Here is a 16,921-nt window from a genome sequence, read left to right on the forward strand (position 1 = left end):
CGGCAGCGCGGACCGGGGGCCGCGGCCGCGCGGCGTCAGGCGCGATCGACGCTGACCCAGTAACGCGTGCGGTATCGCAGCCTGAGGTCCAGCACGCCGGCCGCCACCTCCAGCGCCTTGTCGGTGTCGTCGATGCGGAAGGCCCCGGTGACTTCCAGGTTTGCCACGCTGGGGTCGCAGCGCAGGATGCCGACGCGGTAGCGGCCCAGTTCCGCCAGGAAGCGGTCCAGCCGCATGCGGTTTGCGACCAGCATGCCGGCAGCCCACGCCGGTCCCTTGCCGTCGACCCGGGACGAGGGCGACAGCGCGCGGTCGTTGAACTCTGCCTGTTCGCCGGCACGGACCACCCGCCCGGCGGGATCCACGCGCACGGCGCCTTCAAAGACGGCGAGCTGCGCGGAGCCGAGGCCGTCGTCCAGCTGGCGCACGGCAAAACGCGTTCCGAGCGGAGTGAGGACTCCGTGCCGGGTCTGCACGCTGAAGGGGCGTCCGGCGGCATCCGCCGCCGTCGCGATCAGGATCTCTCCGCTGCGCAGCTTGATGCGGCGCTGCTGCGTGTCGTAGTGCAGCACCACCGCGGTATCGGTGTTCAACGTCAGGACGGTGCCGTCGGGCAGGGTCATGGTCCGCTGTTCGCCGGTGGCGGTGCGATAGACGGTGCTGCCGTCCCACCAGCCTTCGCGCGCGCCTGCCCATGCCAGCGTACCCAGGCAGATGCCGCCGGCTGCCCATTTCATGACGTTGCGGCGCGAACGCTGCTCGCAGTAGCGCAGGATGGTCTGGCTGGCGGCAGCCTCGGGCGCGTTGCCCGCGCTGACGGCGTCGACGTCGCGTCCGATGCCCCGTAAACGTTGCCAAGCCAGCTCATGGCGCGCATCGGCCTGGCGCCATGCCGCACAGGCGGCCTGAGTGGCGGCGTCGGGTGCATCTCCGGTCCGCATCATCCATCGCGCAGCCTGTTTGATGATGTCCGGATGCAGCCGTTCGCCCTGGGCGGCGTTCATGCGTAGAGCACCGCGTAGCAATGTTCCCAGGCCTTGACGATGTCCCGCTGCACGGCCGCCACCGAAATGTCGAGCTGCCGGGCGATGTCCCGATAGGGCATGCCTTCCACCTGCGCCAGCAGGAAGACCCGGCGCGCGCGCGGCGGCAACTGCTCCAGCATGCGGCATACGGCGTTCAGCGCCTCTACCACCAGCGCGTGCGTTTCGGGGCTGGGTTCCAAGGCGTCGCTGCGCGAGGCCAGCGTTTCCAGATAGGCCTGTTCCACGGCGCGGCGGCGCGACTGGTCGATCAGGAGGCGCTTGGCGACGGTGGTGAGAAAACCGCGCGGCTCGGCGAAGGCCGCGCGCGACTCGCTGCGCATGACGCGTTCAAAGGTGTCGTGCGCCAGATCCGCGGCGTTTTCGGTGTTGCCGCTGAGCCGGCGGCGCAGCATCTGCACGAGCCAGCCGTGATGCTCGCGATACAGGCTGACGAAATCGTCGGAGGATGCAAAGTCGGCGGGGGGCAAGGGGCTTCCATCCAAACGCTAATAGGAATGATTGCTAATTGTATAGGATCGTCGTTCCTTGCGTCATGCCTGCGTTGGCGGCTATGGGGTTGCGTGGCGAGCCACAGGCTGGAGCGTGACGCGGCCGAGCAGGAAGGTCGGCCGCGCTGCGAATGCGTCAGATGGTGTGAAGCGGCGGATCGACGGCCGCCGGTCGGCCGTGTGCCTGATCTATCGAAGCGGCAAAGAGGGCAGCGGAGGTCTACCCTTAAACCGCGCCATGCGCGGCGATGTTGCGATACTGTCCCTTGAAATACAGCAATGGCTGCGTAGAAGCAGCTTCTTGCAGGTCCAACGCCTTCACTTCGCCAATCACGATCAGATGGTCGCCCGCGGCGTGTTCGGCATGGATCTCGCAATCAAGCCAGTGCAGGCTACCGGCAATGATCGGATTGCCGAGAGGCGATTCCCGCCAGTCCACGTCGTGCCACTTGTCCGTGCCTCGCTGAGCGAATTGGTTGGATATCCTGACCTGCTCGTCCGAAAGGATATTGACCACGAATCGGCCTGCCCGGCGGATTTTTGGATAGCTGGCGGAACTGCGCATCACACTGAACGACACCAGCGGCGGACTCATCGAAACGCTATGGAACGACTGGCAGGTGAAGCCTATCGGCTGGCCTTCGATGTGCGATGTAATTACCGTGATGCCGGACGCGTAGTGCCCGAGCGCTTCGCGAAAGCGCCTGGGCTCGATCGCCGTACTGGAAAGTGACATGGTGGGGGTTGGATACTGGGTGCAGCTCATGCGGGGTCGTCGCGAGCAGTTCGCGACGACAATTTTCCGCCTTGGGATCAGTTCGAGAGTTCCTTGCGGACGATTTCCGCGCCGGCGCTCAAAGCGCTCAGCTTGCCTCTTGCGACGGCGCGAGACAAGGGAGCCATGCCGCAGTTGGTGCAAGGATAGAGCTTGTCGGCATCCACAAACTGAAGCGCTTTGCGCAGCGTATTGGCGACTTCCTCGGGGGTTTCAATGGTGTCGGTTGCCACGTCAATGGCGCCTACCATCACTTTCTTGCCCCGGATGAGTTCGATCAGGTCCATGGGAACGCGCGAGTTGTGGCATTCCAGCGAAACGATGTCGATGCTGGATTTTTGCAGCTTGGGAAAAGCCTCTTCGTATTGCCGCCACTCCGATCCCAGCGTCTTCTTCCAATCCGTATTGGCCTTGATGCCATAGCCATAGCAGATGTGGACGGCGGTCTCACACTTGAGCCCTTCAATGGCTTTTTCCAGCGTGGCTACGCCCCAATCATTTACTTCGTCAAAGAACACGTTGAAGGCGGGCTCGTCAAACTGGATGATATCGACGCCCGCGGCCTCCAATTCCCTGGCTTCCTGATTGAGAATCTTGGCGAATTCCCACGCCAGTTTTTCGCGGCTTTGATAGTGGCCGTCATACAGCGTATCGATCATCGTCATGGGGCCCGGCAAGGCCCATTTGATCGGTTGCTTGGTCTGCTGGCGCAAGAACTTGGCATCTTCGACAAATACCGGCTTGCGGCGCGCCACGGCGCCCACGACCGTCGGCACGCTCGCATCGTAGCGATCACGAATCCTGACGGTCTTGCGGTTCTCGAAGTCCACGCCTTCCAGGTGTTCGATGAACGTCGTCACGAAATGCTGACGCGTTTGTTCGCCATCGCTGACGATATCGATGCCTGCGTGCTGCTGTTCTTGCAGAGACAAACGCAGCGCATCCTGCTTGCCCTCGCTCAGGCCTTCATCCTGCAATTTCCAGGGCGACCAGAGTTTTTCGGGCTCTGCCAGCCAGGAGGGTTTGGGCAGGCTGCCGGCGGTGGAAGTGGGTAGCAATTTTTTCACAATAGATGCCTTGGTGCTTTTGATGGGTCAAAGAGGGTAGTTGGCGGACCACTGCTGAAGAATCGCCTGGTAGGGTTTGATGAAGTGTTCCTCGACAAACCGTCCCTGCTCGATCGCCAACTGGCTACGTTCCTCTCGATCGTAGACAATCCGGGTCAGTGAATAATCCTGGTGCTTCAGGCTGGGCTGATAGGATTTTCCCGCTGCGGAATTCGCGTTGTAGATCTCCGGCCGGTAGATCTTCTGGAAGGTATCCATCGTGCTGATGGTGCTGATGAGCTCAAGATTGGTGTAGTCGCTCAGCAAATCGCCGGAAAAATAAAAAGCCAAAGGCGCAGCGCTGTTCGGCGGCATGAAGTAGCGAACCTTCATCCCCATCTTCTTGAAGTACTCGTCAGTCAGGGAATATTCGTCCTGCTGGTATTCAACGCCCAGCACAGGGTGCTGGTTCTCGGTCCGGTGATAGGTCTTGCTGCTCGATACGCTCAGGCATATGACGGGCGGCTTGCTGAAGTGCTCCTTGTAAGTGCTTGAATTCACGAAGCACTTGAACAGTTTCCCATGCAGGTCTCCAAAATTCTCCGGAGTGCTGAATCCCGGCTGATTCTTGGTGTGTTCCAGCAGCAGCACGCTGAAGTCATAATCCCGCACGTACGAGGAGAAGTTATTCCCTACGATGCCTTCGATGCGTTCGTTGGTTTTGTTGTCGACGATGCTCGTCTTCAGTATTTCGATCAAGGGGAGGGCATTGCCGTTGCTCGCGCCGGCTATGCTCATCTCGACGGAAATGATCTCAAGGTTAACGGCATAGCGGTCGCCCTTGGGATTGTCCCAATGCGCCAAGGCATTGAAGCGATTGTCTATCATCCTGAGGGTGTTGCGCAGGTTCTCCTGGCGACTCGTGCCCCGGGCAAGATTGGCGAAGTTGGTTGTGATCCGCGTATTGTCTGAAGGACGATAGTCCTCATCAAAACAAATGCTCTTGATGGCAAATTCAAACTCGTTGCTCATTGTGCTCTGCTGCCCTGAATCCTGAGATAAAACCCGCGTCTATGTCCTGCTTTTTCAGCGCTGCTTGTTTTCTTTTTTATTCAGCAGTCTTGACTTTGGCGGTACAGGGGGCGTAGTTTATGTCGCGCTATCCATGAATAAAAGTGAATTGATCTCATGGATCAATTAGATTGGCTCATGGATGGGCGAGCGGCCGATCTGCCCGCAGATCTGACCGCCTGGCGAGCAGACGCCGCCGCGAATCAAGCCGTGGCGGGCTTTTTCGCTTGTTCAATGAATGCGCGCATGTAGTCGATACCGACATCTGCCTCGCGCGCGCCCAGATAGATGTGTTTGGCAATGCCTTTCTTGCCCAGCCGGACCGGCACCACATTCATCGTGTCCGCATACTCCAGCACCAGCCAGCGTGGCAACGCCGCCACTCCACGGCCGCTGGCGACCATCTGCAGCATGATGTCGGTGGTCTCGATCGCCTTGTGCCGCTTGGGCGTGATACCAGCGGGCGTCAGGAACATGTTGTAGATGTCGAGCCGGTCGACCGGCACCGGATAGGCCACCAGTACTTCGTTGGAGAGTTGTTTGGGGGTGACATACTCCTCCTTGGCAAGAGGATGGTTGCCAGCGACGACCAGCACCTGTTCGTAGTCGAACACGGGCTCGAACACGAGCCCGGGCTTATTCAGCGGATCAGGTGTGACCAGCAGGTCGATTTCGTAGCCGAACAGCGCCCCGATGCCCCCGAACTGGAATTTCTGCTTCACATCCACGTCCACATCCGGCCAGGCCGCCAGATACGGGGAGACGATCTTCAGCAGCCATTGGTAGCAGGGATGGCATTCCATGCCGATCCGCAGCGATCCGCGCTCTCCCTGGGCGAACTGGCGCAGACGTTCTTCGGCCAGAGCCAGTTGCGGCAACACCCGATTGGCCACCGCCAGCAGGTACTGACCGGCTTGGGTGAGTCTCAGGCTGCGGCCTTCACGCAGCCAGATGTCGGTGCCCAGTTGCTGCTCCAGCTTTTTCATGCTGTGGCTCAAGGCGGACTGCGTCACGTGCAGGACGCCAGCGGCGGCGGTCAGTGAACCCTGCTTTTCCACCTCCTGCACGATGGATAGATGGACACGATCAAGCATCATCAAAATTCGTGATTTGTTGAAGTCTCGCCAGTTTACTCAGGACCTCGATATTCTTGCTTTCGACGTACTTCAAATCGCCGACAAGGTAGACCGCATCACGCGCGCGGGAGATTGCTACGTTCATTCGACGCGCATCCCCGTAGAAGGTTGCAGGTCCGGTCGTGCGCACAAATGAAAAGAAAACGATGTCGGCTTGGCGTCCTTGGAATGCGTCGACTGTATCCACCTCGACCGCCAGGTGCTCCTTGATGTCGAGCGTCTTGATAGCCTCTTTCAGCGCCCTGCACTGAGCGCGGTAAGGCGTAATCACAGCCACGCTGAGCTTTCTATCATGGGAATTCGCGGCTTTCCCTATGCGGCGCTGGCACATCTCAAGCAGCCTGTGCGTGATGATCTCGACTTCCCGTTGATTCTCAAGCACTCCGCCTTGCCGCACCGGCACACGGAAGCCGCGCGATTCATAAGTAAACCATCCAAAGTGCGTGAATTCGTGATCGCTTTCTTCGCGGTGATGGTCGAGCGAGCCGCTGTAGAAGTTCTCGGAGATGAATGAGCCGATGTGAGGCAGCATGCGGTACTGCTTGCCCAGCTGTCCCTTCATGGTGGCTGGAAGATTCTCGAAAATCCTGTCGATCACGCCGTCTTTGATAAGGCGAGCCTTGGATATGGCCAGGGTATCCAGTGCGTCGTTTTCTTCTTCACAGAACGTCGGAGGCAGCTGCTTGTGGTCGCCGACCAAGATGCACTTGCGGGCAACGCACATGGCCATGATCCATTCGGGCAGGGTTGCCTTGGAGCATTCATCAACGATGGCCAGATCGAAATCTTCGCTATCCGCGTCCAGCAGGTGGTCGATCTGGTTGCAGGTGACGCCAATGATCTGGTGATTGTCTGCCAGGTTCTGGAACTGCCATCGCGGTACCTGAACCTCCCCGTTTTCCACGTCCCCTTGTTCCAGGACGTTATAGAGCACGTTGGTGAGCCGGGGGGCGAAGTTTAGTGCCTTGTTCCACACCTCGTTTGCGCGAATCGCCGCAGCCGTTCCCTGTGTGTGTTCGGACTCATACTCGGTGACGGCGTAGCGCGGGTAGCGCATGGTCTTCGAGCGCATCTGGTCGTCTCCGATCTTGCATAAGCGATCCAGTGCGTTATCGACCGCCACGTGCGTTTCCGAGGTGACCAGGATGCGGGCATTCGGCTTCGCTTTCAGCGTTTGCAGGATGATCTCCACGATTGCGGTCGTCTTGCCCGTGCCCGGTGGGCCCTGCAAGAAAAACAAATCCTCGGCGGCCATCGCGCTCTTGATGAGCTTGAAGGCGTGGTCGTCTGGATCGTCGTAGCCAGGCTGAATGGGCTTGTTGATGATCAGGCTCATGTTGTCCAGAGCCATCACTTGGGATGCCTCGTCCATGATCGCCTTGACCTTCTGTTCTGCCTCTTTGTCCAGCGGGCGCCGCTGGCGACTGCCGGCCGAGCCGTCCACGCCCACACGGTCGCCTTGTCGGGAGTCTTTGCTGCTGTAGTAGTGGTGCAGCAGCCGGTTGTGCTTGATGTTGCAGTTCGCGCCCTGGCGAAAGCGAATCAGGAACTTGATTTGGCGCTCGTACTTGACGCAAGTCAGCCGATCGTCGATGGAGAGTTCCAGGACTTTTGTCAGGTACTCCAACCAGTCGTCGAGGTGGTCGATGAAGTCGAACACGGGCCCCGGCGGCATGGACTGAGGCTGTTTGTCATTGATGGCGAGTTCCATATCAGTTGACCGTGGCTCTCAGCAGCGTTTCAACGCCGGATGGATTGTTCATGCCAAGGTTCATGACGACCTTGCGGATCAGTCGAGGCTTGGCCTCATCGCCTACGGCAGTCATAGGCAACACGATGGGCCTGCCAACAATCTCCTCGACGATCGCCATGTCAGGGTCGATGGACAGCACGCCCATATTTACCTCCGCCATGTTTGCGGAAAGCAGCGCATCAAGGGATAGAAGGATTCGCGATTTTGAGAATTGCGGCAACGCGGCCAGCAGCCTGTCGCGAGAGGTGTAGCCCAGGCGCACTGCGTAGCAGATGGCCAGAATCGACTCTTTCAGGTTTGGCTTGCGCCATTGGAAAGTGATTTCAGACTTCATTTATTGGTCTACGGGTTCGGGTTCCTGGACTGGTAGTGCTTGCGTCGGTCTTCTCGTGTGCTCACGCCGATCGCCCGGTGCACATCGAAGTCCTTGCCCATGCTGAAGATCTGCATGATGCGACGAATGCTCTCGTCAGGCTGCAGTGATTCGAACTTGCCCAGCCGTTCCCTGAGTTCGTTGCCGCGGGAGTAGACCACTTGGCGTGCCGTGGAGATTTCGCGGCGCTTGTCGCCGGCCGCTTGCCTGGCCCTGAAGAGTCTTTCGCGCATGACCTTGTCCTGGTCAAGCGTGTCGAAGTTCTTGAGCTTGTGGTTTGCCTCGATCTTGACCCTGATGGCGTTGAACTCTTCCTGGATGCCGTTGAACTCCTCATTGGCCTCAAGCTGGAGGGCGGCTGTTCCTCGGTGTATGGAGATCAACTTGGGTAATGTGACGTCGCCCTCGATCTCGGCGATCCAGCTGTTGGCCAGGTCGTTTTCTGTCAATGCGGAACCAAATCGGTCACTGAGCTTGTCCTTGATCTTGCCAAAAATCTCGCTGCACTTCCTGTACTGTTCGCTGAGGTCGGCCTTGTTTGCCTTGTGCTCCTCCATGAGCTCTCTGGACGCCGCGATCCGCTGATCGCGTTCATGGCGTAGCTCCTTGAGCTCGGTTTGAAGACGCATGGAATGGCTCTTCAAGCGGCTGAGGTCGTGTCTGATCGAATCGGTGTTGTTTTTTTGGCTGGTCCTCACGTGGCGCGCCGTACGCTCGATAAACGTGGAGCTGACCTGGATGGGACGCTGCCTGATCATGTTGTTCCACTCGGCTCGCTCATTACGCTGGGTAAGCCTGTTCAGCTCGACCTGAAGCGCTGCGATGAAGTCCAGGATCTTTAGCTTGGTGTCGATGCGCTCGGAAAGCAAATCAATTTGTTGGCCCGTTATGGACGTGTTCATCCATGAGTCAAAGCAAACGAACATCTTGTCCTGGAAGTCTCCAAGATGTGAGACATAGGCTTGGGCCCTGCCAACTTGCTCATTCAGGAACTCAATGAGGTCCTTGAGTTCAGCGTCGCGCTTTTTCTTGAAAGCGGCGACCTCTGCCCTGTACTCGTCAGCCTTGGCGTGCAAGCGGTCCCGAGCCGCCTTTTCGTGCTGTTCGAGCTGATGGATAAGTGCGTTTGCCGTTGCAGTTTCTTTTTCCAGTGATCTCCCACAGAAAAAGTGCATTATTTTTTTCAAAATCATGGGTATCACGCCTGAAGCAGAAACTCATATGCCTGGTCGAATCCAGTGATGGCGGGCAGGGTCAGATCTACGCGGTCCTTCAGCGCCCCGTCCAGCTGATACTTGAGCTGGCGGTCCTCCGGACTATCCGAGAGCCCCTGATCCACAAGCTGGTTCAGGTGCGCAATCTCGTCCCTGTAAGCGTCAATGCGCAGCTGGGCCTCGTATTCTTTGAGTTTTTGCGACGAAACAACGTTCGTCTCGTCCTGGTAGCGCTTGATGACGGGATGGAACATCAGATATTTCAACTCCAGGTGCTTATCGAGGCTCGCGCGCATTTCCCCGAATTTGTCGCTGGCCTGCTGTATGACTTCACGCCTGGCCTGTTCGTACTGAAGGTCCATGGCGTGGATCTGGTACTCGAACTGCTCCATCAGTTCTTGCATCTGCCTGCGTTCCGCAGCGTCAATCTGGTCGAAGCGGCGATACAGTTCCGCCTGTAGTGACTTGAGTTGGCTCTTGCGCGTGCGGTACTCGGACAGGATAGAGATTGCGCCGCTGAATGGAATGCAATCTGTCCAGACAAATGTGTTTTCGGACATGGTTCCGACCGATGTCGCGTACTGAGCAAGCGTGATGTGGCCAATCTCAAGCTTCGCCGCTGCATCAGTGATATCTCTGATCGCGATCTTCGAGCCTACGCCCTGGAAGTGTCCGACAAACGAGCCAATCGCCAGCGAGAACCCGATGGCGAAGACTGCGCCGAGGGCGATGGGGCCGAGCGCTCCCAGGGTTGTCCCAAATACCGTCACCGAAGCCACGTTGGAGGCGATGAACTGCCCCAGGAAGGCCGACGCCGGCGCGGCCAGGCTGGTGGCGCAGGTGACGCCAACGATCTGGATAGTGCTGCCGATGGATGATGATGCGAATTCGATGCTGTCGATTTCGCCCTGGGAGAACTTGTAGAGGTTTTCGCCTAGGGATATGGCGATGGCCACTGTCGCGGCAGCGACGTTGCCCTTTGTCATCTGCTGGCCTATGGTGCCGCCCAGCGAAGATGCGCTGGCCTTGGCGGCGGCGCCTCCCGCAGCCTTCGCCGCCGTTTTTGCCGCTGCCTCTGCGGCCGCATCAGCCATCAGCTGCCCAAGATGCTGGACGCCGGTGACGGCAACAGCACGGGCTGAGCCTTTTAGCGCGCTGAACACTATGTTCTGAGCAGCTTCCATGCAGCGCTCTTTGGTCATGGGCTCGTTGCTGGTCATGAAGCTGTAGAGCTCTCCGGCAGCGGCCGATGAGGCGCCGGTCAAGGCACCAGACTGCACGGCGTTGCGGTACTGCATGCGATTGAATTCCGCGCGGACCCGTGCCTTGTCCTTGTAGTCCGGGCCTTCGCCCTTTTTCCTTGCGTCTTTGGCCAGTTCTTCGGCGCTGCCTTTTCCCTTGCGGTTCAGGCCCGTGCTTTCGATGTTCTTGCCATCGTTTGATGAGATCTTTCCCGTGGCCTTGTCGGCCGTGTCCTTGTAGCTTTCAGCGACATCAGGGCGGTTTCCCTCAGCCTTGGACGCGCGCTTGCTGGCTGAATTCTTGACCTGCTGGACCTGATCGTCGGGGACCACCTTGCCCACGGCGTCGTACCGTTTGGGCGAAAGCGCAGCTGCTGTTGAATCCCCGTCCTTGTAGAACTTCACCTGATAGTCGTGGCTGCCATCAGGGGTTTGCACACGGATATCTGTCACCGGATCATTGACCTGTCCGACATCGAGCGTGGCCGTGTGGTTCAGCTGCCCCTTTGCAGCGGCTTCGATGTTGAATGAGCCTGCGTGGTGTGCCTCTGCAGTGAAGCCTTGCTGGACATCAATCGATTGCTTGGATAAATCACCACTTTTGGTAGTGATTGAATCCATGATCTTGGTTTTGTAGTCTGCGAGGGCACTGTTCAGTGCATCGCCCTGGAGCTGGTTGAATCCGCCTGCCGCAAGTGAAAAACTGAAATCTACGCTCTCCGATTTGTGCTTGGAATCATGTTTTTTTTGAGTGGGCATAAATCGTTGAAAAAATGATTCTTTTGAAAGAGTGGCGCAGAAGCGATGTAAAAATAATCCTTGAAATAATACGCAAATGGTTCACGTGTGGTGGTTTCAATAACCATCATTTTTCGTGCCATTTCGAGTATTTGCATGAAATGTAGAGTGTTCCAGATTGGCAGCAGCGGGGCGGATTCAAATTCACCGATTTCCAAGCGTTCCTTCGCGATGCCGCGCCGCATTGGCAAGGTCCGCGATCGGCGCCAGCAGCTCCCGGTCAAAACTCTCAAGCGTCGCGCCAGCGCGCAATCTTGCGGGCCAATCGGAATGCGTCAGCGCGCCACGTCCGAGCGAAACGAAGTCTGCCTCCTGCCGCGTCATCATCCCGCCGGCCGCCATCGGGTCATGCAGCGATCCGTTGGCCAGCACCGGGACTGGAACGTGCCGCCGCGCCAGCGCCGCAAGGCTGGGACCCTCATCATCAAAAGCCGGACGCCAGGCCTCGAACTCGGTTGTGTGCAGATAATCGATGGGCTGCGCGCCCAGCGTGCGGTAGATTTGCGCCGCGTCCGCCTGACCGCCTTCCCACTTGTGGGTGAAGTCGTTGACCTTGCCCTGCGAACTGCGCACGCCCACGACGAAGTGCTGCCCAACCGACTGGCGCACGGCCTGGATGACCTCCACGGTCAAGCGCAGCCGGTTGTCCAGGCTGCCGCCATAGCGATCTTCGCGCAGATTGGTGTAGCGGGTGAGGAACTGGTCCAGCAGATAGCCGTTGGCGCCGTGTATTTCTACGCCGTCGAAGCCCGCTTCCTGTGCCCTGCGCGCTGCGTGCGCGTATCCTTCGACCGCCTCTGCGATGTCCTCGTCCGACATGGCTTCAGGCGTCCGGTACGGCCCCTCTCCCCGATAGAACGTCATCTGCTGTCCCTTGGGTTGCACGGCCGACGGACCCTTCGTCGTGTCGCGATGGGGATTGCCCTGCGACAGTGCGCCCGCATGCATGAGCTGGGCGATGATGCGGCCGCCGTGCGCATGCACGCGATCCACCACGGCGCGCCAGGCGTCGCGCTGGACGTCGTCGGTGAGGCCGGGCTGGAACAGGTAGCCCTGCGCGTGGGCCCGGTCGGTATAGATGCCTTCGGTGATCACCAGGCCGAAGCCGCCGGCCGCGAAGGCTGCGTAGTAGTCGGCCATTTGCGGCGTGGCGCGGCCATCTTCCGTCGCGCTGACGCGGGTCATGGGCGCGACGGCGAGACGATTGGCCAGCGTCAATCCTCTGTCCAGCCGCAGCGGCGTGAACAGCCCGGCCTGCGCGGCGCCGTCCGGACGATAGTCGAGCGCGTCCATGTCAGCGGCCCTCCTGCGGACGCACGGCGGCGATGGCCTCGATCTCGATCATGGCGGCGGGGTCGTAGAGCGCCTTGATCTCGGCGATGGTGTCGGCCGGGTAGGGGGCCGAGAAGAAACGGCGGCGCAGCGTCACCACGTCCTGGAAATGCCCCATGTCGGTGACGAAGATGGTGACCTTGATGACGTCCTTCAGGCTGGAGCCGCCGGCTTCCAGCGCGCGGCGCAAGTTCAGGAAGGCTTGTTCGCCTTGGGCCAGAAAGCCGCCGGCGACGATCTTGCCGTCATCGCCGGCGCCCGCCTGGCCGGAGATGAACAGCAGATTGCCGAACTGGATGCCCTGCGACAGCAGGAACGGTTCGTAGTTGTCAGGCTGGGTGATGACGCGCTGTAGCATGATGCGATTTCCTTCATTTATGGGTGAGTGGCTGGAGCAGCGTGAAAACCGCTGATCCATGCCTCCAATGTAGGGATGCGCGGTTGTGGTGACAAAGGTTCATTTGTCAGCTATAAGATGAGTAAATTTCATCTATTACCATGCAACGCCGATCTCTCCCTCTTTCCGGACTGCGCGTGTTCGAAGCCGCCGCGCGCCTGGGCAGCTTTAAGGCCGCTGCCCAGGAACTGGCGGTCACGCCGACCGCTGTCAGCCACCAGATCCGCGCGCTGGAAGCGCAAACCGGGCTGGCGCTGTTCGACCGCCATGTGCGCAAAGTGTCGCTGACCGAAACGGGCGCGCAGCTCTATCCCGTGCTGCGCGATGGGTTCGATGCCTTCGAGGCGACGCTGGCGCGCTTGACGCAGCAGCGCGCGCGGACGCAGGTGACCATTTCCGCAACCAACGCGTTCACGGTGAAGTGGCTGGTGCCGCGCATGGCCGATTTCCGCAGCCGGCATCCCGGCATCGATCTGCAGTTGCAGGCCAGCGACGACGTGGTGGACCTGCGATCGGCCGCGGTCGACATCGCGATCCGCTATGGCCGCGGGCCGTATCCGGGCCTCGTCGCGCAGCCGCTGTTCACCGACCGTTTCGCGCCCGTGGCGAATCCGCGCCTGGGGGTCTCATCGCCGGACGATCTGGCTCGCGTGCCCTTGATCCGTTTCAACTGGAAGTGGTCTCATCCGGACAATCCGACCTGGGAGCGCTGGTTCGAAGTCGCGCAGCGTTCCCTGCCACGGCAGGCGGGCCAGTTGCGTTTTTCCGATGAGGGCCATGCCATACAGGCGGCGGTTGCGGGCCATGGCGTGGCGCTGGTCAGCCTGCCGTTGATCGCCGAAGAGCTGGAAGCAGGCCATCTGGTTCAGCCCTTCGGCCCGGTGATAGCGGGACACACCTATCACCTGGCCATGCTTGCGGATCGGCCGCCCTCGGCGCCTGTGCAGGCGGTTGCGCAGTGGTTGATTGCGCAGGCGGCGACGCAAGAGCCAGGCTCGCGCGAAGCTTAGGCGAGCAGGTTGTTGGAGGCTGGCGCGCTGCTTTCAGTGCGCCGCGTTTGCAAGCAGATCGGCGACCGCAGCCTTGGCGCGGCCGAATTCCGCATGGTCGTCCATCGACGCGGCAACATTGGCAAATGCCTGGTAGGCGAGCAGCTCCATGACGAGTTTTGCCTCGTCGGCATCGGCCGCAATTTGCCCCTGTGCCTTGGCTTCGCGGATCAAGCCGCGCAGGCGTGCTCGGCCTGCCTCGCGGTATTGCTGGATCGCGTCGCGCAAGGGGCCGGGGCGCGCGCGATATTCGCTGCTTACCGCAGTAATGACACAGCCGCCCGGAAGCTGGCGGGTCTCCACGAAGTCGAACCAGCCGCTCATCAGGGCGCGCAGCCGCGCCAGCGGGGTGCGCTTGCGCATGGCCGGTTCAATGACCTGGGTCTGGTACAGGCCGATCGCATGGGCCAAGGCTGCCAATTGCAGGCTTTCCTTGTCGCCGAACAGAACCTGGAGATTGCTTTTCCCCACTTCAGCCCGTTCGGCCACCTGGCCGAAGGTCAGGCCGCCCAGGCCTTCGACGGAGAGGAGTTTCACGGCTTCGTCCAGCACGCGGGCGCGCGCGCGCTCGCCGCGCAGCCGGCGGCCATCGGGGGGGGGGGAGGGAGGCAACGGGTTCATGGGAGCCTGTTCTTTTACTTGCACGAGTTCGATTCATCCACGATACTATAAATACGATCGTATATATATAAACGTGAAAAATGAACCAGGCTTTTGCGCTGCAAGCTGAACAGAACCGCCCCGGCCGCGCCCTTGCGGTGCTGTTGACGGGCAACTTCGTGACGATCCTGGATCTGTTCATCGTCAATGTCGCATTGCCCAGCATCCAGAGCGGCTTGTCGGCCAGCGATACCGACTTGCAGCTGGTCGTGGTGGCCTACGCATTGGCTTATGGCTTGTGCCTGATAAATGGCGCGCGCCTGGGCGATCTTTTCGGGCGACGGCGCTTGTTCCTTGCCGGCATGGGCCTGTTCACCCTGGCTTCGGCCCTGTGCGGGCTGGCGCTCACGCCATGGCAGCTGATCCTGGCGCGCGCGCTGCAAGGCGTGGGCGCGGGCGTCTTGATGCCGCAGGTGCTCGCTTCGATCAGGGTCATGTTCGAGGGAGACGCGCGCAGGCGCGCGTTCGGGATCATGGGCGCCGTGCAGGGCGTGGCGGCAAGCCTCTCGCAACTGTTGGGCGGGATACTCATCACGCTGAATCCGCTGGATTTGGGATGGCGGCTGGTGTTTCTCATCAACGTGCCTATCGGCATCGCCGCGTTGGTGGCGGGGCGGCGGGCGCTGCCCGAATGGCGGGCGCCGGTGCCGACGCGGGTGGACCTGCGCGGGGCGCTTGCGGGTGCTGCCGGGCTGGCCTTGAGCCTGGTGCCTGTGATGGAGGGACGAGAGCACGGCTGGCCCTGGTGGTCGCTTGCCGGGCCTGTGCTGGCCCTGGGGGTGTTGGCGTACTTCGTCCACTATGAAAAGACGCTGGCCCGGCGCGGTGGGGTGCCTGTGCTGGATATGCGGCTGTTTGCCAACCGGCCATTCGTGGCGGGCATAGGCGCGGTGTTTTTCTTTTTTTCGGCAATCAGCTCGTTCTTCTTCGCGCTGACGCTGCTGTTGCAGTTCGGGCTGGGATTGGCGCCGCTGATGGCGGGCGCAGTGTTCACGCCTTCGGCGCTGGCATTCTTTGGCGCTTCGCTTGCGGGTCCCAAACTGGCGGCGCGCTATGGACGCGGGGCGCTGTTGTGCGGCGTGCTGGTTTTCATCGCGGGCTTGGGGCTGTCCGCGATCACCGCCGCGACGCAACCCCAGAACCTGACGCTGCTGGTGATATCGCTGCTGCTGAACGGCGCAGGACAAGGACTGGTGATCCCGCTGGCATTCAATGCCATTCTTGGATCGGTGCAAGAGGAACAGGCGGGCATGGCCTCAGGGATGCTCAGTACCTTGCAAGTCGTCGGGACTTCCACCGGCGTCGCGGTGGTGGGCGGCGTGATATTCACGATGCTCGGGGCCGCGGGGAGCTGGTCCGCCGGGGATGGCGCATGGCTCTATGGGCGGGCGCTGGCGGTGGCGATGTCCTACAACCTTGCCGCCGCGCTGCTCAGCCTGGTCTTTTTCAGGATGGCGACGCGCCGATAGCCCGTGCGCTTGAACACCGCCCGGATCAACCGCTCCCGGCCTGGGCCTACGCCCTGAATGCCGCAAACCCGTCCCAACACTCGCGCGTGAAGTCATACAGCGCGTCCTGCGCCGTCAAGGGCGTGCGCCCCGCCAGCCGGGCCAGTGCATAGTGGCCTTGGCGCTGCGGATCGGACGGGATCGGCACTTCGACTAGCAACCCGGCTTCTTGCTGTCTGCGCGTGACGCAGATCACGCCTAGCAGCAACGCGTCCGAGCGCAATGCCAGCTCGACCAGCGCGTCCAGGTTTTCGCAGCGGTGGGTGACCATCTGTTCGGGCGCGCCGCCCGGTCCCAGCGTTTCCGCCAGCCGCAGCGAGACCTCGGGGCTGAGCGTGCTGGAGGCCACCGGGTACTGGCGGACCTGTTCTATGCCTGGCCGCTTGTAGGCAAGGATGGGATGGCCCTTGCGGCAGACCAGACCGGCCCGCAAGGGGGGCAGGGGACGGGTTTCCAGGTCGGCTGCGTCATACAGCATGCGGGCATCGCAGACCATGGCGTGGAGGCGTTCGGCGCGCAGCATCTCCAGCAAGGCGGCGGTGGCGCCCAGCTCGACGCCGACGCGCACCTGGGGATGGCGTTCAGCCATGTGGGCCAGAAAGGGCGACAGCAGCAGGGACGCGGGCGCCGGGCTCAGCCCGATGGACAGGGTGCCGGATTCGCCGCTGTGCAAGGTTTTCAGCTCGCGCTGCAATTCCGCTTCCTCGAAGCGCATGCGGCGCGCGCGTTCGGCCACGCAGGCGCCGTAGGGCGTCAGGCGCACGCGGCGGGTGCCGCGGTCCAGCAGGGGCAGGCCGAGTTCGGCTTCGAGCGCCTGGATGCTGCGGCTGAGCGCCGGTTGCGACAAGTTGACCGCCTCTGCGGCGCGCGAGTAAGTGCCGTGTTCGACTACCGCCAGCAAGTGCTTGAGTTTCTGAAAATCCATGTGCAGACCGCATAAATACTATGAAATAAATGCATTGGAATTATAGAAGCGCGATTCGTATGATGGTTCGCAGACGGCGCCCGCAGAGGCGCCGCAAACCGCGTCCGGG

General features: G+C 60.8%; 15 protein-coding genes and 1 pseudogene. 2 read left to right on the forward strand and 14 right to left on the reverse strand.

The features are described from left to right. Positions 1 to 35: 35 nt before the first annotated feature. The 12 genes from AC6LKD_RS21430 to AC6LKD_RS21485 all read right to left on the reverse strand — a co-directional run bounded on the left by AC6LKD_RS21430 (position 36) and on the right by AC6LKD_RS21485 (position 12,631). A complete protein-coding gene (locus AC6LKD_RS21430) occupies positions 36 to 1,004 on the reverse strand; it encodes a FecR domain-containing protein (RefSeq protein ID WP_013393184.1) in 969 nt (322 codons plus the stop codon). Next, positions 1,001 to 1,513 carry a sigma-70 family RNA polymerase sigma factor gene (locus tag AC6LKD_RS21435; RefSeq protein WP_498117386.1) on the reverse strand — a complete coding sequence of 171 codons (513 nt, stop codon included), beginning with the start codon at positions 1,511 to 1,513 and terminating at the stop codon, positions 1,001 to 1,003. Before AC6LKD_RS21435 ends, AC6LKD_RS21430 begins: the two co-directional genes overlap by 4 nt. 247 nt (positions 1,514 to 1,760) lie before the next feature. Continuing rightward, complete coding sequence (locus AC6LKD_RS21440; RefSeq protein WP_498117387.1) at positions 1,761 to 2,300, reverse strand: flavin reductase family protein; 540 nt, start codon at positions 2,298 to 2,300, stop codon at positions 1,761 to 1,763. Positions 2,301 to 2,347: 47 nt separating this feature from the next. After that, the gene (locus tag AC6LKD_RS21445; protein ID WP_492275543.1) at positions 2,348 to 3,376 is read right to left on the reverse strand and encodes a methionine synthase; all 1,029 of its coding nucleotides are present in this window, start codon (positions 3,374 to 3,376) and stop codon (positions 2,348 to 2,350) included. 27 nt (positions 3,377 to 3,403) lie between these two features. Then, positions 3,404 to 4,387: a DUF1852 domain-containing protein gene (locus AC6LKD_RS21450; RefSeq protein WP_498117388.1), complete on the reverse strand. Its 984-nt coding sequence runs from the start codon at positions 4,385 to 4,387 to the stop codon at positions 3,404 to 3,406. Between the two features lie 242 nt (positions 4,388 to 4,629). Continuing rightward, on the reverse strand, positions 4,630 to 5,520 hold the full coding sequence (locus AC6LKD_RS21455; RefSeq protein WP_013393189.1) for a LysR family transcriptional regulator: 891 nt from the start codon (positions 5,518 to 5,520) through the stop codon (positions 4,630 to 4,632). Further along, complete coding sequence (locus tag AC6LKD_RS21460) at positions 5,513 to 7,273, reverse strand: AAA domain-containing protein (protein ID WP_498117389.1); 1,761 nt, start codon at positions 7,271 to 7,273, stop codon at positions 5,513 to 5,515. The genes AC6LKD_RS21455 and AC6LKD_RS21460 overlap by 8 nt, the downstream gene beginning before the upstream one ends. 1 nt (position 7,274) lies before the next feature. Beyond that, positions 7,275 to 7,649: a hypothetical protein gene (locus AC6LKD_RS21465; RefSeq protein WP_013393191.1), complete on the reverse strand. Its 375-nt coding sequence runs from the start codon at positions 7,647 to 7,649 to the stop codon at positions 7,275 to 7,277. Between the two features lie 8 nt (positions 7,650 to 7,657). After that, on the reverse strand, positions 7,658 to 8,881 hold the full coding sequence (locus AC6LKD_RS21470) for a hypothetical protein (protein WP_498117390.1): 1,224 nt from the start codon (positions 8,879 to 8,881) through the stop codon (positions 7,658 to 7,660). Positions 8,882 to 8,886: 5 nt separating this feature from the next. Continuing rightward, on the reverse strand, positions 8,887 to 10,902 hold the full coding sequence (locus AC6LKD_RS21475; protein WP_498117391.1) for a hypothetical protein: 2,016 nt from the start codon (positions 10,900 to 10,902) through the stop codon (positions 8,887 to 8,889). 183 nt (positions 10,903 to 11,085) lie between these two features. After that, complete coding sequence (locus tag AC6LKD_RS21480) at positions 11,086 to 12,234, reverse strand: oxidoreductase (RefSeq protein ID WP_498117392.1); 1,149 nt, start codon at positions 12,232 to 12,234, stop codon at positions 11,086 to 11,088. 1 nt (position 12,235) lies between these two features. After that, on the reverse strand, positions 12,236 to 12,631 hold the full coding sequence (locus AC6LKD_RS21485) for a RidA family protein (protein WP_013393195.1): 396 nt from the start codon (positions 12,629 to 12,631) through the stop codon (positions 12,236 to 12,238). Between the two features lie 140 nt (positions 12,632 to 12,771). On the opposite strand from AC6LKD_RS21485, the gene AC6LKD_RS21490 reads away from it, so the two are divergent. Then, on the forward strand, positions 12,772 to 13,680 hold the full coding sequence (locus AC6LKD_RS21490) for a LysR substrate-binding domain-containing protein (protein WP_498117393.1): 909 nt from the start codon (positions 12,772 to 12,774) through the stop codon (positions 13,678 to 13,680). Between the two features lie 33 nt (positions 13,681 to 13,713). Here the strand turns inward: AC6LKD_RS21490 and AC6LKD_RS21495 are convergent. Continuing rightward, positions 13,714 to 14,405, reverse strand: a pseudogene (locus AC6LKD_RS21495) (TetR/AcrR family transcriptional regulator). Between the two features lie 15 nt (positions 14,406 to 14,420). Here AC6LKD_RS21495 and AC6LKD_RS21500 point away from each other — a divergent pair. Further along, positions 14,421 to 15,848 (forward strand): MFS transporter, encoded by a 1,428-nt coding sequence (locus AC6LKD_RS21500; protein ID WP_498117394.1) that lies wholly within the window; start codon positions 14,421 to 14,423, stop codon positions 15,846 to 15,848. A 46-nt stretch (positions 15,849 to 15,894) separates the two neighbouring features. Here AC6LKD_RS21500 and AC6LKD_RS21505 read toward each other — a convergent pair whose 3' ends face one another. Then, entirely contained in the window at positions 15,895 to 16,812 is a 918-nt protein-coding gene (locus AC6LKD_RS21505) for a LysR family transcriptional regulator (RefSeq protein ID WP_498117395.1), read from the reverse strand. Positions 16,813 to 16,921 lie beyond the last annotated feature (109 nt).

It is taken from the genome of Achromobacter sp. D7-1 (genome assembly GCF_059760445.1).

What these genes read in the sequence shown, in the direction of transcription:
- AC6LKD_RS21430 (WP_013393184.1), bottom strand. Translation starts at nt 1,004, where the DNA reads ATGAACGCCGCCCAGGGCGAACGGCTGCATCCGGACATCATCAAACAG.
- AC6LKD_RS21440 (WP_498117387.1), bottom strand. Translation starts at nt 2,300, where the DNA reads ATGAGCTGCACCCAGTATCCAACCCCCACCATGTCACTTTCCAGTACG.
- AC6LKD_RS21450 (WP_498117388.1), bottom strand. Translation starts at nt 4,387, where the DNA reads ATGAGCAACGAGTTTGAATTTGCCATCAAGAGCATTTGTTTTGATGAG.
- AC6LKD_RS21455 (WP_013393189.1), bottom strand. Translation starts at nt 5,520, where the DNA reads ATGCTTGATCGTGTCCATCTATCCATCGTGCAGGAGGTGGAAAAGCAG.
- AC6LKD_RS21460 (WP_498117389.1), bottom strand. Translation starts at nt 7,273, where the DNA reads ATGGAACTCGCCATCAATGACAAACAGCCTCAGTCCATGCCGCCGGGG.
- AC6LKD_RS21465 (WP_013393191.1), bottom strand. Translation starts at nt 7,649, where the DNA reads ATGAAGTCTGAAATCACTTTCCAATGGCGCAAGCCAAACCTGAAAGAG.
- AC6LKD_RS21470 (WP_498117390.1), bottom strand. Translation starts at nt 8,881, where the DNA reads ATGATTTTGAAAAAAATAATGCACTTTTTCTGTGGGAGATCACTGGAA.
- AC6LKD_RS21475 (WP_498117391.1), bottom strand. Translation starts at nt 10,902, where the DNA reads ATGCCCACTCAAAAAAAACATGATTCCAAGCACAAATCGGAGAGCGTA.
- AC6LKD_RS21480 (WP_498117392.1), bottom strand. Translation starts at nt 12,234, where the DNA reads ATGGACGCGCTCGACTATCGTCCGGACGGCGCCGCGCAGGCCGGGCTG.
- AC6LKD_RS21485 (WP_013393195.1), bottom strand. Translation starts at nt 12,631, where the DNA reads ATGCTACAGCGCGTCATCACCCAGCCTGACAACTACGAACCGTTCCTG.
- AC6LKD_RS21490 (WP_498117393.1), top strand. Translation starts at nt 12,772, where the DNA reads ATGCAACGCCGATCTCTCCCTCTTTCCGGACTGCGCGTGTTCGAAGCC.
- AC6LKD_RS21500 (WP_498117394.1), top strand. Translation starts at nt 14,421, where the DNA reads ATGAACCAGGCTTTTGCGCTGCAAGCTGAACAGAACCGCCCCGGCCGC.
- AC6LKD_RS21505 (WP_498117395.1), bottom strand. Translation starts at nt 16,812, where the DNA reads ATGGATTTTCAGAAACTCAAGCACTTGCTGGCGGTAGTCGAACACGGC.